The organism is Pseudidiomarina sp. CB1 (assembly GCF_024752025.1).
GTDB lineage: Bacteria > Pseudomonadota > Gammaproteobacteria > Enterobacterales > Alteromonadaceae > Pseudidiomarina.
Genome location: NZ_JANTPU010000002.1, coordinates 57648 through 74531, shown reverse-complemented (window position 1 = coordinate 74531; position 16884 = coordinate 57648). Strand labels below are relative to the sequence as shown.

19 protein-coding genes and 1 riboswitch are annotated in these 16884 nt (G+C 50.3%); of the genes, 10 read left to right on the top strand and 9 right to left on the bottom strand.

Going from position 1 to position 16884, the window contains the following annotated elements; genetic code table 11:
• The first annotated feature begins 4 nt into the window (after positions 1 to 4).
• Positions 5 to 985, top strand: a complete 981-nt coding sequence (locus NV375_RS09685) for an amidoligase family protein (protein ID WP_309491689.1) — start codon at positions 5 to 7, stop codon at positions 983 to 985.
• The gene (locus NV375_RS09680) at positions 961 to 1647 is read left to right on the top strand and encodes a gamma-glutamyl-gamma-aminobutyrate hydrolase family protein (protein WP_258808034.1); all 687 of its coding nucleotides are present in this window, start codon (positions 961 to 963) and stop codon (positions 1645 to 1647) included. Before NV375_RS09685 ends, NV375_RS09680 begins: the two co-directional genes overlap by 25 nt.
• On the opposite strand, the gene yjjG is transcribed toward NV375_RS09680, so the two are convergent.
• The 3 genes from yjjG to NV375_RS09665 are packed head-to-tail and all read right to left on the bottom strand — an operon-like array spanning position 1630 to position 3404.
• Positions 1630 to 2319, bottom strand: coding sequence for a pyrimidine 5'-nucleotidase (gene yjjG / locus NV375_RS09675; protein WP_258808033.1), 690 nt, complete (start codon positions 2317 to 2319; stop codon positions 1630 to 1632). The genes NV375_RS09680 and yjjG overlap by 18 nt on opposite strands.
• Complete coding sequence (locus NV375_RS09670) at positions 2316 to 2843, bottom strand: GNAT family N-acetyltransferase (protein WP_258808032.1); 528 nt, start codon at positions 2841 to 2843, stop codon at positions 2316 to 2318. Before NV375_RS09670 ends, yjjG begins: the two co-directional genes overlap by 4 nt.
• Entirely contained in the window at positions 2844 to 3404 is a 561-nt protein-coding gene (locus NV375_RS09665) for a TMEM165/GDT1 family protein (RefSeq protein WP_258808031.1), read from the bottom strand. It abuts the gene before it with no gap.
• 5 nt (positions 3405 to 3409) lie between these two features.
• Positions 3410 to 3602, bottom strand: a riboswitch (yybP-ykoY riboswitch).
• A gap of 96 nt (positions 3603 to 3698) precedes the next feature.
• On the opposite strand from NV375_RS09665, the gene NV375_RS09660 reads away from it, so the two are divergent.
• Complete coding sequence (locus tag NV375_RS09660) at positions 3699 to 4214, top strand: CC0125/CC1285 family lipoprotein (RefSeq protein WP_258808030.1); 516 nt, start codon at positions 3699 to 3701, stop codon at positions 4212 to 4214.
• 71 nt (positions 4215 to 4285) lie between these two features.
• Positions 4286 to 4807, top strand: coding sequence for a CC0125/CC1285 family lipoprotein (locus NV375_RS09655; protein ID WP_258808029.1), 522 nt, complete (start codon positions 4286 to 4288; stop codon positions 4805 to 4807).
• A 42-nt stretch (positions 4808 to 4849) separates the two neighbouring features.
• On the opposite strand, the gene NV375_RS09650 is transcribed toward NV375_RS09655, so the two are convergent.
• Positions 4850 to 5257, bottom strand: coding sequence for a DUF1761 domain-containing protein (locus NV375_RS09650; protein WP_258240813.1), 408 nt, complete (start codon positions 5255 to 5257; stop codon positions 4850 to 4852).
• Between the two features lie 189 nt (positions 5258 to 5446).
• On the opposite strand from NV375_RS09650, the gene fnr reads away from it, so the two are divergent.
• Positions 5447 to 6145 (top strand): fumarate/nitrate reduction transcriptional regulator Fnr, encoded by a 699-nt coding sequence (fnr, locus tag NV375_RS09645; RefSeq protein ID WP_258808028.1) that lies wholly within the window; start codon positions 5447 to 5449, stop codon positions 6143 to 6145.
• Positions 6146 to 6147: 2 nt separating this feature from the next.
• Here the strand turns inward: fnr and NV375_RS09640 are convergent, their stop codons facing one another.
• Positions 6148 to 6666 carry a hemerythrin domain-containing protein gene (locus NV375_RS09640; protein ID WP_258808027.1) on the bottom strand — a complete coding sequence of 173 codons (519 nt, stop codon included), beginning with the start codon at positions 6664 to 6666 and terminating at the stop codon, positions 6148 to 6150.
• Positions 6667 to 6823: 157 nt separating this feature from the next.
• Between NV375_RS09640 and norR the strand changes: the two genes are divergently transcribed.
• From norR to NV375_RS09625, 3 genes are read left to right on the top strand one after another with little or no spacing between them, the layout of a single operon-like run.
• Positions 6824 to 8359 carry a nitric oxide reductase transcriptional regulator NorR gene (gene norR, locus NV375_RS09635; protein ID WP_258808026.1) on the top strand — a complete coding sequence of 512 codons (1536 nt, stop codon included), beginning with the start codon at positions 6824 to 6826 and terminating at the stop codon, positions 8357 to 8359.
• Positions 8360 to 8380: 21 nt separating this feature from the next.
• The gene (locus NV375_RS09630) at positions 8381 to 8770 is read left to right on the top strand and encodes a YbaN family protein (protein WP_258808025.1); all 390 of its coding nucleotides are present in this window, start codon (positions 8381 to 8383) and stop codon (positions 8768 to 8770) included.
• Positions 8757 to 9512, top strand: a complete 756-nt coding sequence (locus NV375_RS09625; protein ID WP_258808024.1) for a molybdopterin-synthase adenylyltransferase MoeB — start codon at positions 8757 to 8759, stop codon at positions 9510 to 9512. Before NV375_RS09630 ends, NV375_RS09625 begins: the two co-directional genes overlap by 14 nt.
• On the opposite strand, the gene NV375_RS09620 is transcribed toward NV375_RS09625, so the two are convergent.
• Positions 9513 to 10718, bottom strand: coding sequence for an NnrS family protein (locus NV375_RS09620; RefSeq protein ID WP_258808023.1), 1206 nt, complete (start codon positions 10716 to 10718; stop codon positions 9513 to 9515).
• Between the two features lie 302 nt (positions 10719 to 11020).
• Between NV375_RS09620 and NV375_RS09615 the strand changes: the two genes are divergently transcribed.
• Complete coding sequence (locus tag NV375_RS09615; protein WP_258808022.1) at positions 11021 to 13687, top strand: MFS transporter; 2667 nt, start codon at positions 11021 to 11023, stop codon at positions 13685 to 13687.
• 57 nt (positions 13688 to 13744) lie between these two features.
• Here NV375_RS09615 and mog read toward each other — a convergent pair whose 3' ends face one another.
• The 3 genes from mog to NV375_RS09600 are packed head-to-tail and all read right to left on the bottom strand — an operon-like array spanning position 13745 to position 16183.
• A complete protein-coding gene (gene mog / locus NV375_RS09610) occupies positions 13745 to 14284 on the bottom strand; it encodes a molybdopterin adenylyltransferase (RefSeq protein WP_258808021.1) in 540 nt (179 codons plus the stop codon).
• On the bottom strand, positions 14274 to 15185 hold the full coding sequence (locus tag NV375_RS09605) for a U32 family peptidase (RefSeq protein ID WP_258808020.1): 912 nt from the start codon (positions 15183 to 15185) through the stop codon (positions 14274 to 14276). The genes mog and NV375_RS09605 overlap by 11 nt, the downstream gene beginning before the upstream one ends.
• 2 nt (positions 15186 to 15187) lie before the next feature.
• Positions 15188 to 16183, bottom strand: coding sequence for a peptidase U32 family protein (locus NV375_RS09600; RefSeq protein WP_258808019.1), 996 nt, complete (start codon positions 16181 to 16183; stop codon positions 15188 to 15190).
• 121 nt (positions 16184 to 16304) lie between these two features.
• Between NV375_RS09600 and NV375_RS09595 the strand changes: the two genes are divergently transcribed.
• Positions 16305 to 16799 carry an SCP2 domain-containing protein gene (locus tag NV375_RS09595; protein ID WP_258808018.1) on the top strand — a complete coding sequence of 165 codons (495 nt, stop codon included), beginning with the start codon at positions 16305 to 16307 and terminating at the stop codon, positions 16797 to 16799.
• Positions 16800 to 16884: the final 85 nt, after the last annotated feature.

Sequence of the window (16884 nt, the reverse complement as noted above, 5' to 3'; positions counted from 1 at the left end):
ACGTATCAGCGACATAACTTCTTTTCGCCAGCCCCCACAGCCGCAAACCACTAATGGCAGCTATCGGCGCGTTGGTTTTGAGCTTGAGTTTTCTAGCCTTGATGTCGCAAGTAGTGCGGAAGCTGTCGCGCGTGCATTGAATGGTTCCGCTTACGCGAAAAGTGCGGCGAAGTGGTTGGTTGATACTGAGCTTGGCGAGTTCAAAGTTGAAATTGATTGGCAGTTTTTACAACGCATTGCCGCCGAGCAAGGCGAAAAAGCCAATGACGAAGCCTGGCTTGACTCGTTGAGCCAAGCCGCCAGTATTGTTGTTCCCGTTGAGGTGATTTGTCCGCCCATCGCAGTCAATGCATTAGACGCGCTCGATGCGCTGGTCAGCGAGCTACGCCAGGCGGGAGCAAAAGGCACCGATGAGTCCATCATCGCAGCTTATGGCACCCATATTAATCCTGAACTTCCAAACCTAGAGGCTGCGACCATCCTCGCCTATATGCAGGCCTATGCCGTGTTGCAATGGTGGTTAGTCGAACAACATCACGTTAATACCTCGCGCAAGCTCAGCCCCTATATTGACTTATATCCGGAGCACTACGTACGCCAAATCTTACAGTACGACAACGTAGAAATGGCGCAGCTCATAGACGATTACTTAAGCGCTAATCCTAGTCGCAATCGCGCCTTGGACATGCTGCCGTTGTTTTCTCACCTCGATGAGAAGCGCGTCGCTAGCGTTATTGCCGATGGCAAAGTTAACGCACGACCAACGCTCCACTATCGTTTGCCCAATTGCCGCATTGACGACACGCGTTGGTCGCTCGCAGACGAGTGGCGTATTTATTGCACCATTGAGAAACTCGTGCAGCGACCAAAGGCCTTAGCTGAATTATCTGCTGCATTTCTCGCCGCTGACCGCCCGATGCTGGGAGTAGCACGTCAACCATGGGTAGAGCACGTCTCCAAATGGCTCAAAGAAAACCTCGCATAGGCGTCACGGGCGCTGGAAAAAAATGGTCACCAAGCTGGTGGAGTACCCGTTTGGCACTCTGGCTTTGCGGTGCGGAAATCGAGCGCATCAGTGTACACCACCGCCCCTCAGGTCTTCCGCTACAAGGTCTCATTATTGGTGGCGGTAGCGATATTTCACCGGAGCACTACGGCGGTACACTACAGGGAAAGGTAAAGCACGATCCAGAGCGCGATGACCTCGAGATCCGCTGGATTAAGAAAGCGCTGAGGGACGGCCTTCCAATGCTCGGCATTTGTCGTGGTGCGCAACTTATTAACGTGGTGCATGGTGGTAATTTATATGATGACATTCGCCACCTACGCGAACATACCTACAATCGCCCAGGCTTACTGCCAACGAAGCAAGTTTTTGTTCGCGGCGACAGCTACTTAGCGAAAGTCGTCCATAAACGCAAGTTGCGGGTAAATAGCTTACACCACCAAGCAGTGCATGACGTTGGCGAACACTTGCGGATTGTCGCCCATGACCTTGACGAAATACCACAGGCGATTGAAAGTACCGATGAACGTCCGCTTCTAGGGGTGCAGTGGCACCCAGAATATTTGTTCTACGTGCCGAGTCAGTTACGCCTGTTTCGTTGGCTCGTCAAGCAAGCCGGTAAGCTAATTGGTGCCAGTTAAGAGTTGCTGAAGCTCTGGTAATGAGCGTACTTCATAATGCGGTGGCGGGTTTAACGGATAAGGCTCGCCATGATGATTTAGCCAACACGCATGCAGGCCACTGCGTTGTGCGCCAATGACATCCGAATGTGGATTGTCGCCGGTCATAAGCACACGCTGACGGTCGCTTTGTTGCATTTTCTGTAATGCATGAGCAAAAATTTCGGGCGCTGGCTTTGCTACCCCAACCTGTTCCGAAATGACCACTAAATCTATCAAATCGCTTAACCCTGTCTGCTGTAATCGTGCTTCTTGTAGCTCGGTGAAGCCGTTGGTCACGATGCCTATTTTTGCCGATACTCGCGCGCTTTCTAACAGCGAACGTGCACCCTCTAATGGTTGGCAAATTTCGGCCATCGCCGCCATAAAACCTGTATTCAGCTCATCGGCGGTGACTTCAAGTGTTGCCGCCCACTTGGCAAACCGTTGTCGCTGCAGCTGCTTGGCATTAATTGTTCCGGCTTGGTAGGCATCCCACAAGGGCTTGTTGAGCTGCTGATAATCCGTGTAATCAGCTTGCGTAAAGTGGACGCCATACCCACCAAACAAATGGCGCAACCCAGCATAAGCGTCAAAAGAGAAGAGTGTCTCGTCGGCGTCAAATAACAGCCAGTCATAGTTCGTTAGGGTCATTCGAAAGCCTTCATCTTGGTCATAGTCAAACTCAACGTCTGTAGCCGTTCGCCAGTTGCGGGTTCAATGGTTGCCTCGACTTGGACGAAGCCAAGACCCTGCAAGAGCCTTTGACTTGCACTATTGGCAGGATGGGTGATGGCCAAAACCGTTTGTAGGTGCAAGTTTTCCGCTGCGTACTTTAGCGTTAGCTTTGCCGCCCTCCTAGCGAGGCCGTGACCATAATGTGTAGGTAACAACGCAAAACCTAAGTCTGGATGCGGTAAATAATCACGCAGCACAAGGCCGCACACGCCGACCGTCTCTCCATCAGCCTCAATTACCCATAAGCCAAAGCCATGCATAGCGTAACTCGCTTGCAGCTTGTGTTTAATATACTCAGCCGCCTGTTGCCGAGAATGAATGCCGCGATCACCAATGTTTTTGCGGAAATCGTCGCCAGTATAAAGTTCGAAAATAAAATCTGCATCGTCGGTGTTCACTTCACGCAGTACAATACCACTGTCACTACAGATAATCGTCATTTAACTACTCCACCATATACCGAGCAAACCCAAGATAATAAAAACTGAGGCGGCAATGTATCGAACGATGTTCAACGGCACATACTTCATCAACTTATCACCCATAAGCACTACCGGAACATTAGCTATAAGCATGCCCAGCGTAGTGCCAAGCGTAACCCAAATCACACTAGCATACTGAGCACCAAGAACGACTGTCGCTACCTGCGTTTTATCGCCGATTTCAGCTAAAAAGAAGAGTATGAAGGTAGCGCAGAGTGCTCCGTAGCAACCGCAATTCGCTTCTTCATCATCAAGCTTGTCAGGAACCAATACCCATAAACCAATAACAACAAAGCTTATTGCTATGATCATGCTTGCATAGTTCGCGGGTAGCCAACCGGCGAACCATTGGCCAAACCAAGCTGAGATGAAATGGTTGATGAGCGTGGCAGCTACAATCCCGACGATGATCGGCCATTTTTGACGATAGCGCGCCACCAACAACAGGCTCAGCAATTGCGTTTTGTCGCCGATTTCTGCCAGTGCAACGGTTATAGTTGAAGTAATGAGTGCTTCCATGATGTACTCCGGCGGGACCTGATACCAAGGCAAACAGCAACCCCCGCCAAGTAGCGGTTGCTCTTTACCTCAGGTCTTGCCAGTTTCGGTGGCCCGAAACGAATACACCATGAGCCAATGAGGGCTCAATTATGTTGACGTATTCTCTCGCCGCGTAAATGGATACCAGCGAGTTGACTACTCCCCTAAGACGGGCGCATTTTAACCAATTTTATGAACTAAAGACAAGTTAATACCGTAACACCTATACTTTCGATTATAGCTATTTTCGGTTACACCATTTTGGAGTACAGCATGTATAAATTAGCTTCACTCATTCTTTCAATTTTACTCATCGGTTCTTTGGTAGCTTGTAGCGCGCATTCCGTCTACCAGCCTGCTAACGATCGTGGATTCGGTTACGCCGATAAACAACTTGCGACAGATATGTATTGGGTGCGCTACAAATCTCGCGATACCGATGCCAATCAAGCCACAGATTATGCTTTGTTGCGGGCCGCTGAGCTAACAATAGCGCAAGGCTATGAGTGGTTTGTCGTCAGCGAGAAAGACGTCACCGGCAAGCGTTTGGCGCATAACACCGAAACCAGTGTCGACGTCGATACCATTGCTGATTGCACTTCGGACTTGTGCGGAAGTGTGCCTGCTTCGCGCAAGTATGGTAGCGATGGCGTCAACATTGAGCAGGCTGAACGCGCAGATTTTACCGTCGAACTCACCGTTTTGTTTGGCAGAGGTGAACGCCCTGAACCGAAGTTTGTTTATGACGCACAACAAGTAATTGATGCTCACCAAGCTTCTAAAGATTAAGTAAAGCGTTCGAAATGTAAAGAAGAATGTACTATCTTTTAGTTAGTTACTTCACGAACTAAGGAGTGATTATGCTAATCCGTACATTCGTTGTTTTAGTTGTATCATTCGTTGTAGGTGCTTGCGCCAGCGAACCAGACTATCGCGCCGCGGAAAATGGTGGTTACGGTTACACCGAAACGAAAATTACCGACACCGACTATCAAGTTGAATTTAAAGCACGCGGCAGTGATAAAGGCGCTGCCATGAACTATGCGTTGTTACGTGCAGCTGAGGTTACTCTCGAAAATGATCACGATTGGTTCGTGATTACACACCGTGAAACACAAATCGACAAGGAAACCATTCGCGATCATAGCTTCGATGGCATGGCTGGTGGTGATATGGTGACTTACTGCAACATGATCCGCTGCGAAACACGTTATTACCCACGTAGCGCCTTCAGCGCCGGTATTCATGTAGGCGGCCGCACTGACAGTGATATCCAAGTCACTTTAGACATTCAATTAGGAAGTGGCTCTCAGCCACAAGACAAACACAGCTACGACGCCAGTGAAGTTGTGGCAAACTTAAAACCGAAGAGCGAAGAGTAGTAATGATGACGCAGCAGCCGGTCTGCTGCGTCGTTACCTAACTCACTGCCACGCACCAATAACAAGCCCTGCCAACGTAAAATAAACCGTGATGTAACCACCATGCACCAGCATGTAAGCCAGTGAGCGTTGTTCAAATAAGCTGATCACGACAAAAATCATGGCGGCCCAACCGAAGCCGGCAAGAAAGCCTGCGGTCATACCCCATTGCCAATCGGTGCCAGGTGAGGCCAAAAAGAAGGCAAGGTTAATACAAATAACCCACGAAACGATGAGCGTGATGGTAAATACTTTGGCTGGATTAAAAGCCTTGAGTTGCTCATCGGTAATGCCCGCACTGCGCTGCCAAACTTTAGCGAACAGCATCGGTGAATACCACAGACCACCAATCACGAGATTCATTAAGGTGGCCACGGCCACCGCCCAATAGTTAATCGCCATGGTTTCCATAGAGTGTCATCCTGTTTTTGTTGTTTTTATTTTTGTTTCAAGAAAAGACTGCAGGAGTATTTATAGGTGATCTACCCACAAATAGGAAGTTTTTGTCTACTCCGTCGGAAGTCATTCTTTTTTGGATTTGAAGGCGTATACTTTTAGCTCAGAAGTCACTTTGACTTAAATCAACGATTCGTGGTGAAAATGATGACATCTCACATCCATTGTCAAAATTGCAGCATGGCAACCTTATGCTTGCCTTATCAACTCAGCCCTGAGCAGACCGAGAAGCTGGATACGATTATTCAGCGTCATCGCCCGCTGCAAAAGCGCGATGTGCTCATTCACAATGGCGAGCCGTTGAAGTTTCTCTATGCCGTTCGTTCTGGCTCGTTAAAGTCGTACACGCTTGATAGCCAAGGCAGTGAGCAAATTATCGACTTCCACCTTCCAGGTGATGTGATTGGCTTTGATGGGCTTATCGACGGCAATCACCGCAGCTACACTCAAGCTCTGGAAACCACCATGCTGTGTGAAATTCCGATTCAGTCACTGGATCAGCTCTCTGCTGAACTTCCGGGGTTGCGCAAACAAATGCTGCGCTTGATGAGTGGCGAGTTGCACGCCAGCAAGACCCTGTTGGGCACATTGAATCATCACTCTGCGCAGCAGCGCTTAGCCAATTTTTTAGTAACATTATCGTCTCGCTTTCAGCAACGGGGCCTATCTAGTCGTTCATTTCGTCTGTCGATGACCCGTGCCGATATTGGTAATTATTTAGGCTTATCAGTAGAGACCGTGAGCCGAATCTTGACGCAATTGCAGCAAGAAGGTGTGCTGGCGGTTCAAAACAAGCTTGTCGAGATCACTGAGCCAGAGCGCTTGCGCGCCCTGGCCGCATAAGCTTATTGGCACGAGCCGCAACAGAAATCTTTGCCATGTTGCGGAATCGCCTGTGGCTCACGAAACAGTACTTCATTTTCGAGAGCGATATGTTGCTGCAAGTCATTGATCAACTCTTGAGTACCTTCGTACAACATGATCCATGAACCACAGGCGCCGCGGGGGGCCTTACCGTCGTTTGTAAGTTCGTTCAAACGCACTAACATGCGTTCGTGTTCGCCGTGTTCTTCTTCCATCACCGCAATAGGGCCGCTTGGGTAAATACCGCCAGCCAACATCGGGAACAAAATTTGTTCCTCTTTCATCATGTGACTTTCAAGTTCGTTTAGCATTTCGGTAAGTAGGTCGGCTAAACCTGCCGGACAAGCATCGTGGTCGTTATGAACGTCCTCGATCTTGCGTGCCAGCTGAATGAGTTCGGGTACTTGTTGGCGGTGTTTCTCATGAAAGTTCGCCAGAATATGTTGAATAAGTTCTTGGCTTGACGCATCACGCCATTGCTCAATAAGTGCTTGGTACATAGTGACATCCTTACTGTTTCGTCAATTGTGTTCCTTTTAAATGTGCAATTTAGATGCCAGATCTACCTACTTTGATTTATATAGATTTAATTGACGTCGTGGTAGATTTCACCTAACGAAATGCGGGTTATTCCCGCTTAATTGGGTGATTTTTACCATGCAAGAAACATCATTACTTGAAACACTGATTGCCGACTTAGTGACCGAGCTACCCGCGGTTGTGCGTTTGCAAAAAGTGGTCAGTACGTTGCGCCGCCACTTTGCTTGCGGCGCTGTTGTGTTGCTGCAACAAGATCAACAAGTGCTGCGCCCGATAGCGAGTACCGGCTTGGTACGTGAAGCGCTTGGACGCCGCTTTATCACCGAGCAACATCCTCGCTTGGCAGCCATCTTGGCATCACGCGAAACTGTGCGTTTTGAACCGGAAAGCACCCTGCCTGATCCTTATGATGGTCTTATTGAAGATAGTCCTGACGGTCATCTTGCGGTGCATGACTGCATGGGGATTGCGTTATTTGTGGAAGGTAAGTGTTGGGGTGCCTTGACACTCGACGCGCTCGAGCCCGGCACGTTCGATGCGGAGACGATGCGTGAACTGCAACGCGCGAGTTTGCTGGTCGAAGCAGCGATTCGTATGGGACAGATCGAGCAAGGTATTCGTGCCCTACGCAACAGCCGCCGTGATGGCGAAACCGAGCTTGCGCCCAACACCGGTAGTAGCTCTGAGATTATTGGCCGCAGCCAAGCTTTACAGCAGGTTTTACAAGAGTTAGAAGTGGTAGCAAGTGCTGACTTACCGGTGTTACTTCTAGGTGAAACAGGAGTTGGTAAAGAGCTCTTTGCACGGCAACTGCATCGCTGGTCACCACGCCGTGACAAGCCTTTGGTTTATGTGAACTGCGCCGCCTTGCCTGAATCGTTGGCCGAAAGCGAGCTGTTTGGCCACACTCGGGGGGCATTCTCCGGCGCAACAGCTGAGCGTGCCGGTAAATTTGATAGCGCCGACGGTGGCACATTATTTCTCGATGAAGTTGGCGAGCTACCAGCCGCCATTCAGGCGAAGCTCTTGCGCGTATTGCAAAACGGCGAGATTCAGCGCTTGGGCAGCGACAAGTCGCATAAGGTAAACGTACGCTTAGTCGCCGCCACCAACCGTGATTTGCAACAGCAAGTGAAGAGCGGTGACTTTCGTGCGGATCTCTATCACCGCTTGAGCGTCTATCCATTACCGATACCGCCCTTGCGAGAGCGCCGCGACGATATTCCGTTGTTAGTCGGTCACTTTCTCGAGTTGAACCGTTCTCGGTTAGGCCTGCGCGCATTGCGCTTGAGCTCCGCCGCAGAACGTGCGTTGACTGACTACGATTGGCCGGGTAATGTGCGCGAACTCGAACACACGGTTAGCCGCGCTGCCATCAAAGCGCTGAGCCAAGGCGCCGATCGCCAAGCGATCGTTAGTATTGGTCCGGAACTATTGGACTTACCAAACACACCGAATGCCGCGCAAGAAGTCGATAGTGCCGCCTTTACACAAACCAGCATGAACTTGCGTGATGCGGTGCAAAAGCTGCAACAACAGATGATAGAGCAAGCCCTACAGCAAGCAGACTATAAATGGACCCAAGCCGCACGTATACTAGAAATCGACCCTAGCAACCTGCACAAACTAGCGCAAAGGCTAGGGTTGAAGTAAACGGCCAAGCGACGGAGAACTATGACGGTCTTACTACGTATTTTGATTTGGCGCATGATCGCGATTTTTGCGCTCATGTTAGGCGTTATTGGCTTGTTGTTGCCTATTATGCCGACCGTGCCGTTTTTGTTAGTCGCTGCTTGGGCCGGCGGTAAGGGCTGGCCAGTGCTCGAAGAGAGACTTCTCGCTCATCCCAAATACGGCCCACAAATCATTGCTTGGCGTCAATATGGCGTGGTCAAGCGTCGCCCGAAGGTTATTGCTATTGTCATGATGAGCGGCAGTGCCACTATGCTGAGTTTCAGCCCCGTGCACTTGGCGTTAAAGTTCGGTGTGATCGCTATTATGACAACCGTTGCGATCTGGCTTGTACTCCGTCCAGAGGAGATCCCACACGATGACCCTTCCTGAGCTCACCCGTGAACAACTACTGCACTATAGTCGCCATGTCATGCTACCCAGCTTTGATATGCAAGGCCAAGAACGCCTGCTCTCCAGCAAAGTATTGCTCATCGGCATGGGAGGGTTGGGATGTGCAGTAGCACCTTATCTTGCGGCAAGCGGTGTGGGGCAACTTACCATCGTCGATCACGATGTGGTGGATAAGCATAATCTCCCACGACAGACCATTTATACCGCTGATGACGTTGGTACAGCGAAGGTCTTGGCGGCCCAGACTTATTTAAATCAGCGTAGCCCCGACTGCAACGTGCAAACAAAGCAAGCACAAGCTGGACATGACAATCTATACGAGTGGATAGCGCAACATGACGTTGTGGTGGACTGCTGTGACAATCTGGCGACGCGTAATCTGATTAATCAGGCCTGCGTGAGCCAACGCAAGCCCCACATTATGGGTGCAGCAATTCGCTATGAAGGCCAGCTTAGTGTATTCATGAATCAAGGCGAGGGGCCTTGTTACGGCTGTCTCAGCCAATTATTTGGTGAGCAGCAACTCAGCTGTATGGAGGCGGGCATTCTCGCACCTGTGGTAGGGGTTGTTGGCGCCCTACAAGCAGTCGAAACCCTTAAAGTGTTAGCTACGGTCGGTACGCCAATCTCACATAAAGTCATGCTTTATGACGGCTTACACGGCGAATGGCGTAGCTTCAATCTGCCACGCCACCCGCAATGTTCACAGTGCGCTGAGTAATTAACCTGGGCGACCGTCGGCACGTGGGGTCGTGAGTACCGGCAGGTAAACAAAAACATAGATCAAATAAGCGATAATCCATGCTGCCCCCGCATACAGATACCAATCCACTGTGTAGGCCGGCCACAGCCACGCCGCGAACACACGCAGCAAGGCAGCAATAATCACCAGTAAAAACGCTAACGACATTATTTTCTTCGGTTGTAACGGTCGTCCGCTATGGCCTAACGAAACCCGCGCCAGCATGGCAAGAATCATACTACCCATAGCACCAGCTGTTAGCGCATGGGTCGCAGTGCTTATCGTCACGCTTGGGTTGAGATAATGCACTGCATACAGCGCCAAGCCTATTGGTAGAAACCAGTAGGCGATGTGTAACGACCACACCAACGGCACCTTTAAAGTAATCCATAGTTTCCAACGGGCACAACGAATCGCCAGTAAAACTGCGGCGATGGCATACAAAGCAGCCATCAAGGGTGTCCCAATAAAGCTACTCAATTGGGTTATTTGCAATGCAAAAATCAGCCACAGACTACCTAAGCTAAGCCGATCCAACCAAACGATAGGCTGTACCTTCTGGGTCATGGTGCCATTGGCGGTAAACATTGGAATCACTCGTCCACCAACGATGGCCATCAACAACGTGATTAGCAGAACTGCATTTTGGCTACCCACTTGCTGCAAATCAAAACGGCCAGTGAGACGACCGTAGTACATCAGACCGTTGCATAAAGCGAGTAACAGTAAGACCGGAACGAAAAACAGGTTACGTTGTTGACGTACGGCAACAAGCGGCACCGCCAACAAGATCGCGGCCAACGGTAAAAAGGCAAGATCGATGATGATCGGCACATATGTCGGCAAAAACTCCCCAAAAAGCAAGCTTATTCGTCCCAACAGCCATACCGTAGTTAGCACAGCTAACGCACGACCGTGGGTCGCCCGCAGGCCAGTCCAATTTTGCACCGCCGTGAGCAAAAAGCCGACAATAATAGCGGCAACAAAACCAAACAGCATTTCGTGACTATGCCAAAACATCACATCAGCAAACACTGGCAACTGCACCGCACCGCTAAGTACCCACAACCATAACATCATGGCGAGCGCACTGAAGGTTGCTCCTAGTAAGAACATGGGTCGAAACGCTTGACGCAGCAATGGCCACATTTTTTGTTCAACCTGAAGATCAGTGATTTGTATCATGACGCACCCTTAACATGCATTTTGTATCTATGTTTATAACACAAAAAGCTACGCAATCGACACTGATTTCCTTGGTGTACCTCTTATTACCTTCAACCTTAAATGAGGTGTAGGCGAGCTACCTAACAGGAGGTAATCGGCCCTAAAAACACTGTGATTTGAGCACTATTTTCAGTTCCCACTAAAGCGGTACTAGCCAAGCTAAGCTACTGTTGTAGCGCCGTTTCATAGCTATCCGCAGCCCCAGAAATAAGTAGACTGAAGCGAGTTAACTTCACCGTCGTACCTTGAGGAGCTTGGCTATGACAACACCGCAACAAAACGTGAGTAAGTTTGATCGCTATCGTGCGCTTGGGCTCTCCACTTTTGCGTTCACACTGTGTTTTGCTGTGTGGACTATTTTCTCGATCATCGGTATTCAGATTAAAGATGATTTTAATCTAAGTGACACGCAGCTTGGCTTGCTCATGGCAACGCCGATTCTCACCGGCTCTATTAGCCGTATGTTTTTGGGCATATGGACCGACCGCCTTGGTGGCCGCTGGGTGTTCGGCGTCTTGATGCTAACCACGGCGCTGTGTGTTTACTTACTCACTTTCGCTACTAGCTACTATATGCTCCTTGTTGGCGCATTAGGTGTTGGTTTGGCTGGTGGTGCCTTTATTGTCGGTGTCACCTACACCTCTGCTTGGTTTGAAAGTAAGCAACAAGGTACAGCGCTAGGTATATTTGGCGCAGGTAACGTCGGTTCGGCAGTCACCAACTTCGGTGCACCGTTCTTACTGGTCGCACTGGGGTGGCAAGGTGCTGCTCAGGTCTATGCGACCGTCATCGGCATCATGGGTATCGCCTTTATCGTTTTAGCCAAAGAAGACCCGCTCACCCAGCAGCGTCGCCAACAACCGAAGCAAAGCTTCTGGGAACAAATGGCACCGCTCGCGGAGTTACGAGTTTGGCGCTTCAGTTTGTACTACTTCTTTGTTTTTGGTGCCTTCGTTGCTCTCGCTTTGTGGCTGCCGCACTACCTGATGGAAGTGTATGACCTCAGCATCAAAGAAGCCGGTATTATTGCCGCGCTCTATACCATCCCGGCTTCGTTGTTTCGTATTCTCGGCGGTTGGATGTCAGATAAATACGGCGCGCGCCGGGTCATGTATTGGACCTTTATTGCCTCTGCCGTGTGTACTTTCTTGTTGAGTTATCCATCGACTGAGTACATCGTACAAGGCGTCCACGGCGAAATTCGCTTCCAGTTTGAAATCACGCTGGCGATGTTTGTGGTACTGACCTTCGTACTTGGCTTTTTTATGTCGCTAGGTAAAGCTGCAGTCTTCAAACATATTCCTGTCTACTACCCGAAAAGCGTCGGTGCTGTCGGCGGTGTGGTCGGTATGATCGGTGGTCTCGGTGGCTTCTTCTTACCGCTCACCTTCGGTATGTTGAACGACGTGATTGGCGTATGGCAAAGCGTTTTCATGCTGCTGTTCGCGATTACCATCGGTTCATTGTGGTGGATGCATTTCGCCATTCGTCGTGCCGAACGTATGGAGCTACTCAGTGGTTCCGAGCAGACCGACTTACCCGAACTGTCGACCCCTGACCATTACACCCTTGATGACTGGCGTCCGGAAGATAAAGACTTTTGGGAAACCAAAGGTAAAAAAATTGCCACTCGTAACTTGTGGATTTCAATTCCGAACCTGTTCTTAGCGTTCGCAGTCTGGACCATCTGGAGTATCTTAGTGGTGAAAATGCCGCAGCTTGGCTTCGGTTATTCCTCGAACGAGCTATTCTGGCTTGCGGCATTACCGGCATTATCTGGTGCGACACTACGAATCTTCTATAGCTTTATGGTACCGATCTTTGGTGGCCGACGCTGGACCGCTATTTCTACGGCGTCGTTGCTTATTCCGTGCGTGTGGATAGGTTTTGCCATTCAGAATCCTGATACGCCGTACATCATTATGTTGATTTTGGCGCTTCTTTGCGGCTTTGGTGGCGGTAACTTCTCCAGTTCAATGGCCAATATTAGCTTCTTCTACCCGCAAAAAGAGAAAGGCAGTGCCTTAGGCATGAATGCCGGCCTTGGTAACCTCGGGGTTTCTGGGATGCAATTGCTTGCACCATTGGTTATTGCCAGTAGCGTGTTTGGCCCATTTGGCGGCGACCCACTCGCTGTGGTCAGCGGTGCTAATGCCGGTAGCGAGTTATGGTTGCAGAACGCCGCGTTCTTGTGGGTTCCGCTGATTGCCATCGGGGCTATTGCAGCGTGGTTTGGTATGAATGATATCTCGTCTGCCAAGGCGTCATTCAGTGACCAAGCGGTTATTTTCAAACGCTCTCACAACTGGATCATGTGTATTTTGTACTTAGGCACTTTTGGTAGCTTTATCGGCTTTGCCGCAGGCTTCCCGCTGCTATCGGGTATGTTATTCCCTGAAGTTGACCCGACCAAATACGCCTTCTTAGGGCCGTTGGTTGGCGCGTTGGCACGGCCAGCTGGCGGCATTATTGCCGACAAACTTGGTGGCGCACGGGTAACCTTCTGGAATTTCTTATTGATGATTCTGGGCGTTATCGGAGTACTTTATTATCTACCACTCGGTGACAGTGCCGGCAGCTTCACGGGCTTCTTCGTCTCGTTCCTAGTGCTCTTTATTGCCACAGGTATCGGTAACGGTTCTACCTTCCGCATGGTGCCGGTGATCTTCTTAAACCAGCGCAAACGTGTGCACGCTGACACTGATGTTGCCATCAAAGAAGGTAACAAAGAGTCGGCAGCGGTGATCGGCTTCATCTCAGCCTTCGCCGCTTACGGTGGCTTCTTTATTCCCAAGGCTTACGGTACTTCAATTGCGATGACTGGAAGCGTGGCAGGTGCGCTGTATGCCTTCATCGGCTTCTATGCGCTGTGCACCGTGATCACCTGGTGGTTCTACTCACGCAAAGGTGCTGCTGACCCTTGCTAAGAGAATGTCAGATACAACAAAGGGCGCAATCAATGCGCCCTTTTTGTTTGTTTAGATTTATTTTTTCGGCCGGAAAGGTTGGATGACGCTTTCGTCGCATTCAAGATAGGGGCCATTCATTAGATCGATGCAATAAGGGATTGCGGGGAACACGGCATCGAGGCACTGACGAATGGCTTTTGGCTTGCCTGGCAAGTTAACGATAAGGCTGGAGCCACGCAGACCCGCAGTTTGTCGCGACAAAATTGCGGTAGGTACGTATTTCAGCGACTCCGCACGCATCAATTCTCCAAAGCCTGGCATCATGCGATCACACACCGCTTCCGTTGCCTCTGGGGTGACATCGCGTTCGGCTGGCCCTGTACCGCCGGTGGTGACAACTAAACAGCAGTTTTCATCGTCCACTAGCTCACGTAAGGTTGCCTCAATGACCTCCTTTTCGTCTGGAATAAGCCGATAAAAGGCTTGCCATGGCGAGGTCAGGTAGTCGTCCAAGGTCGCTTCAATCGCTTTTCCTGAAATATCGTCATAAACGCCCGCGCTGGCACGGTCGCTTACGGTCACTACACCAATCCGCGCCGGTTGTTCAACTTTCATACTTCTCCACCTTGGTTTGCGTACTTTCATCCGCTTGCACGAGGCCAGCCAATTTCAGCCAATAGCCATTACTTTCGTTTTTAGCTAACGGGTACGGCTGCAGGCCATCTTGATTCATCTTAAAGCGCCGTAGCCAGCTCATTGTGTCATGCGCTTCAGGACTCAAGCGTACCATATCCACTAAGCCGTGCATGCCCTTAAGCTGGTTGATCAAATTATAGCGGGTGCCTGATTGCGTCTGTATACCATTGAGCACAAACACATCGGTGCCGTCTTGACTCGTGACTTTGCGACCCTCTGGGTACTTGATGCAACAAAGCTCGCACTGATCTTTCGCGCGGTTTTCTGAACGTGCGGTAAAGCAGCGCCCTGACCACGCTAAAGGCAAATGACCGAAAGCGAACAGCTCGGTTTCAAAGCAGTCACGGACACTTTCAATTAACGGTTCGGCCAACAGCTCCTTAAGCCAGTCACGAGATAATTCTACGGGAATGACCCAACGCTTCATGCCCATGCCGACAAGTTTACGCAGACTATGTTGATTATAGATCTGCAGTGCAGAACCGCCGACAAACGGCAATTTGTTCTCATGCAGCAAGCTAATAGCACCGACATCGTTGGCTTCGACCATGAATTCGCCGTTGTCACAGTATTTGCGTAATTCGCGCAGCTCTGATGGTGCTTCCAAGAGCGTCATGGTCGACAGGCACACTTGCTTACCGGCTTCACGGAGCATTTGCGCGATGCGAAAATAGTCTTCGAACTTAAGTTCGCGGCGCTTGCTACACACCGTTTCGCCCAGATAGACACAATCCACATCTGAACTCGCAACTTGCTCGTAAAAGCGCTCAACTTGCGCCTTTGGCCAAAAGTATAAAATAGGTCCAAACGAGAATTTCATGGTTACTTCCATTTTCGATGATAGGCACCCAATGTGGTTTGACTGCCTTCAGATAAATTAGCGAGCACGGCATTCCAATCACTTTGCACAGTGAAATGCTCAGGGTCCTGCATGACACGGTCGATGGCTTGACGCCACACCCTTGTGATTTGTGCCACGTAGGCTGGGCTGCGCTGGCGACCCTCGATTTTGAGACTAGCAATACCTTCGCGATAGAGTTCGGGGAGCAAGTCTAAAGTGTTTAAACTGGTGGGCTCTTCCAAGGCATGGTAGGTCGCATCGCCAACTTGGAAGCGACCTTTGCAAAGGGTTGGGTAGCCGGCGGTTTCGTCGGCGGCAAAGCGGTCGATCATGATGCCATTGAGGCGCGACTCGAGGCCACCGTCGGCGGTTTCATCCCAGCGTACATACTGCGCTGGCGAACAGGCCCCAGCGGTGTTGGGCGACTCGCCGGTCATGTAGGAGCTCAAATAGCAGCGCCCCTCCGCCATAATGCAGAGGCTGCCAAAGGCAAAGACTTCGAGTTCAACATCGGTGGTGCGCGCCAGCGAGCGTACTTGCTGCATCGACAGCACGCGCGGCAGTACTACACGTTTCACACCGAATTGCTTGTAGAAATCAATCGCCGCTGCATTCGTCGCCGAGGCTTGTACACTTAGGTGCAGTTCCATTTTTGGGTAACGCTCTGCCGCATAGGCCAGCACCGCAATATCCGCCACAATTAACACATCGACGCCGGCGGCCGCAGCATCATCAACGGCTTGCCGCCAATGGTCCCAAGTTTTTACATGCGCAAAGGTGTTAATCGCAACATGTATTTTCTTACCGTAGCTATGCACCAAGCGTGCCGCTTCGCGTAAGCTAGCTGCGTCAAGATTCAGCCCAGCAAAATGCCGAGCGTTGGTTTCACCTTTAAACCCTACATAAACAGCATCAGCACCGTTCTCTAATGCAGCTTTTAACGCAGGCATACTGCCAGCAGGACAGAGCAATTCCATGTTTTAAGCCTTCACTTTTTTCTTCAAGTAAGGTGTTTATTGATCTTCACCATGAACATGCATTCATAATGGCAATTATAATGCTTCGTGACGTTGACGTGGCGCAAATGCGAGGCAATGAATGGTTATCACCAAAGTAGTAGAATGGGCACCTCGGGTGCTGGCAAAAGGCGTTGCGATTGCGCCTTCGGGGCTTACTTGCACGCTCATTGAGCAGCTTTTTCGGCGGCTGTTTGCGAGCGACAGCAAGGCGGGTGCCTTTACGTTCCTTGAGGGTCGCTGGGCAGGAATCGAGATCACTGACCTTGGCCTAAAATTTGCGGTCAGCAGTAGCGCGCACGACGATCACCACCGACTCATCGTTCGTCCTAGCGCCAACCCTATCGACGTCCCTCTCGATGTAACGATGCGCGTCACCTGGCCAGTGTTACTGCAATTGGCAACCCAACAAGTCGACCCCGATACGCTGTTCTTTCGACGCAAGTTACTCGTGACCGGCGACACCGAGCTTGGCTTGCAGCTGAAGAACTTACTCGACACCATTGAGATCAAGGAGCGTATGCCGGCGTTTGCTTATAAGAAGCTGCAAGTTTTGGCGGAGAAATCCTTGAGCTAGATCAAAGTAGTAACCCTTCAGGAGTATCAAATTTTTGATCTGAATCACTTAAAATAGAGCCCAAATTCGCCGCTTTATTGGAGTT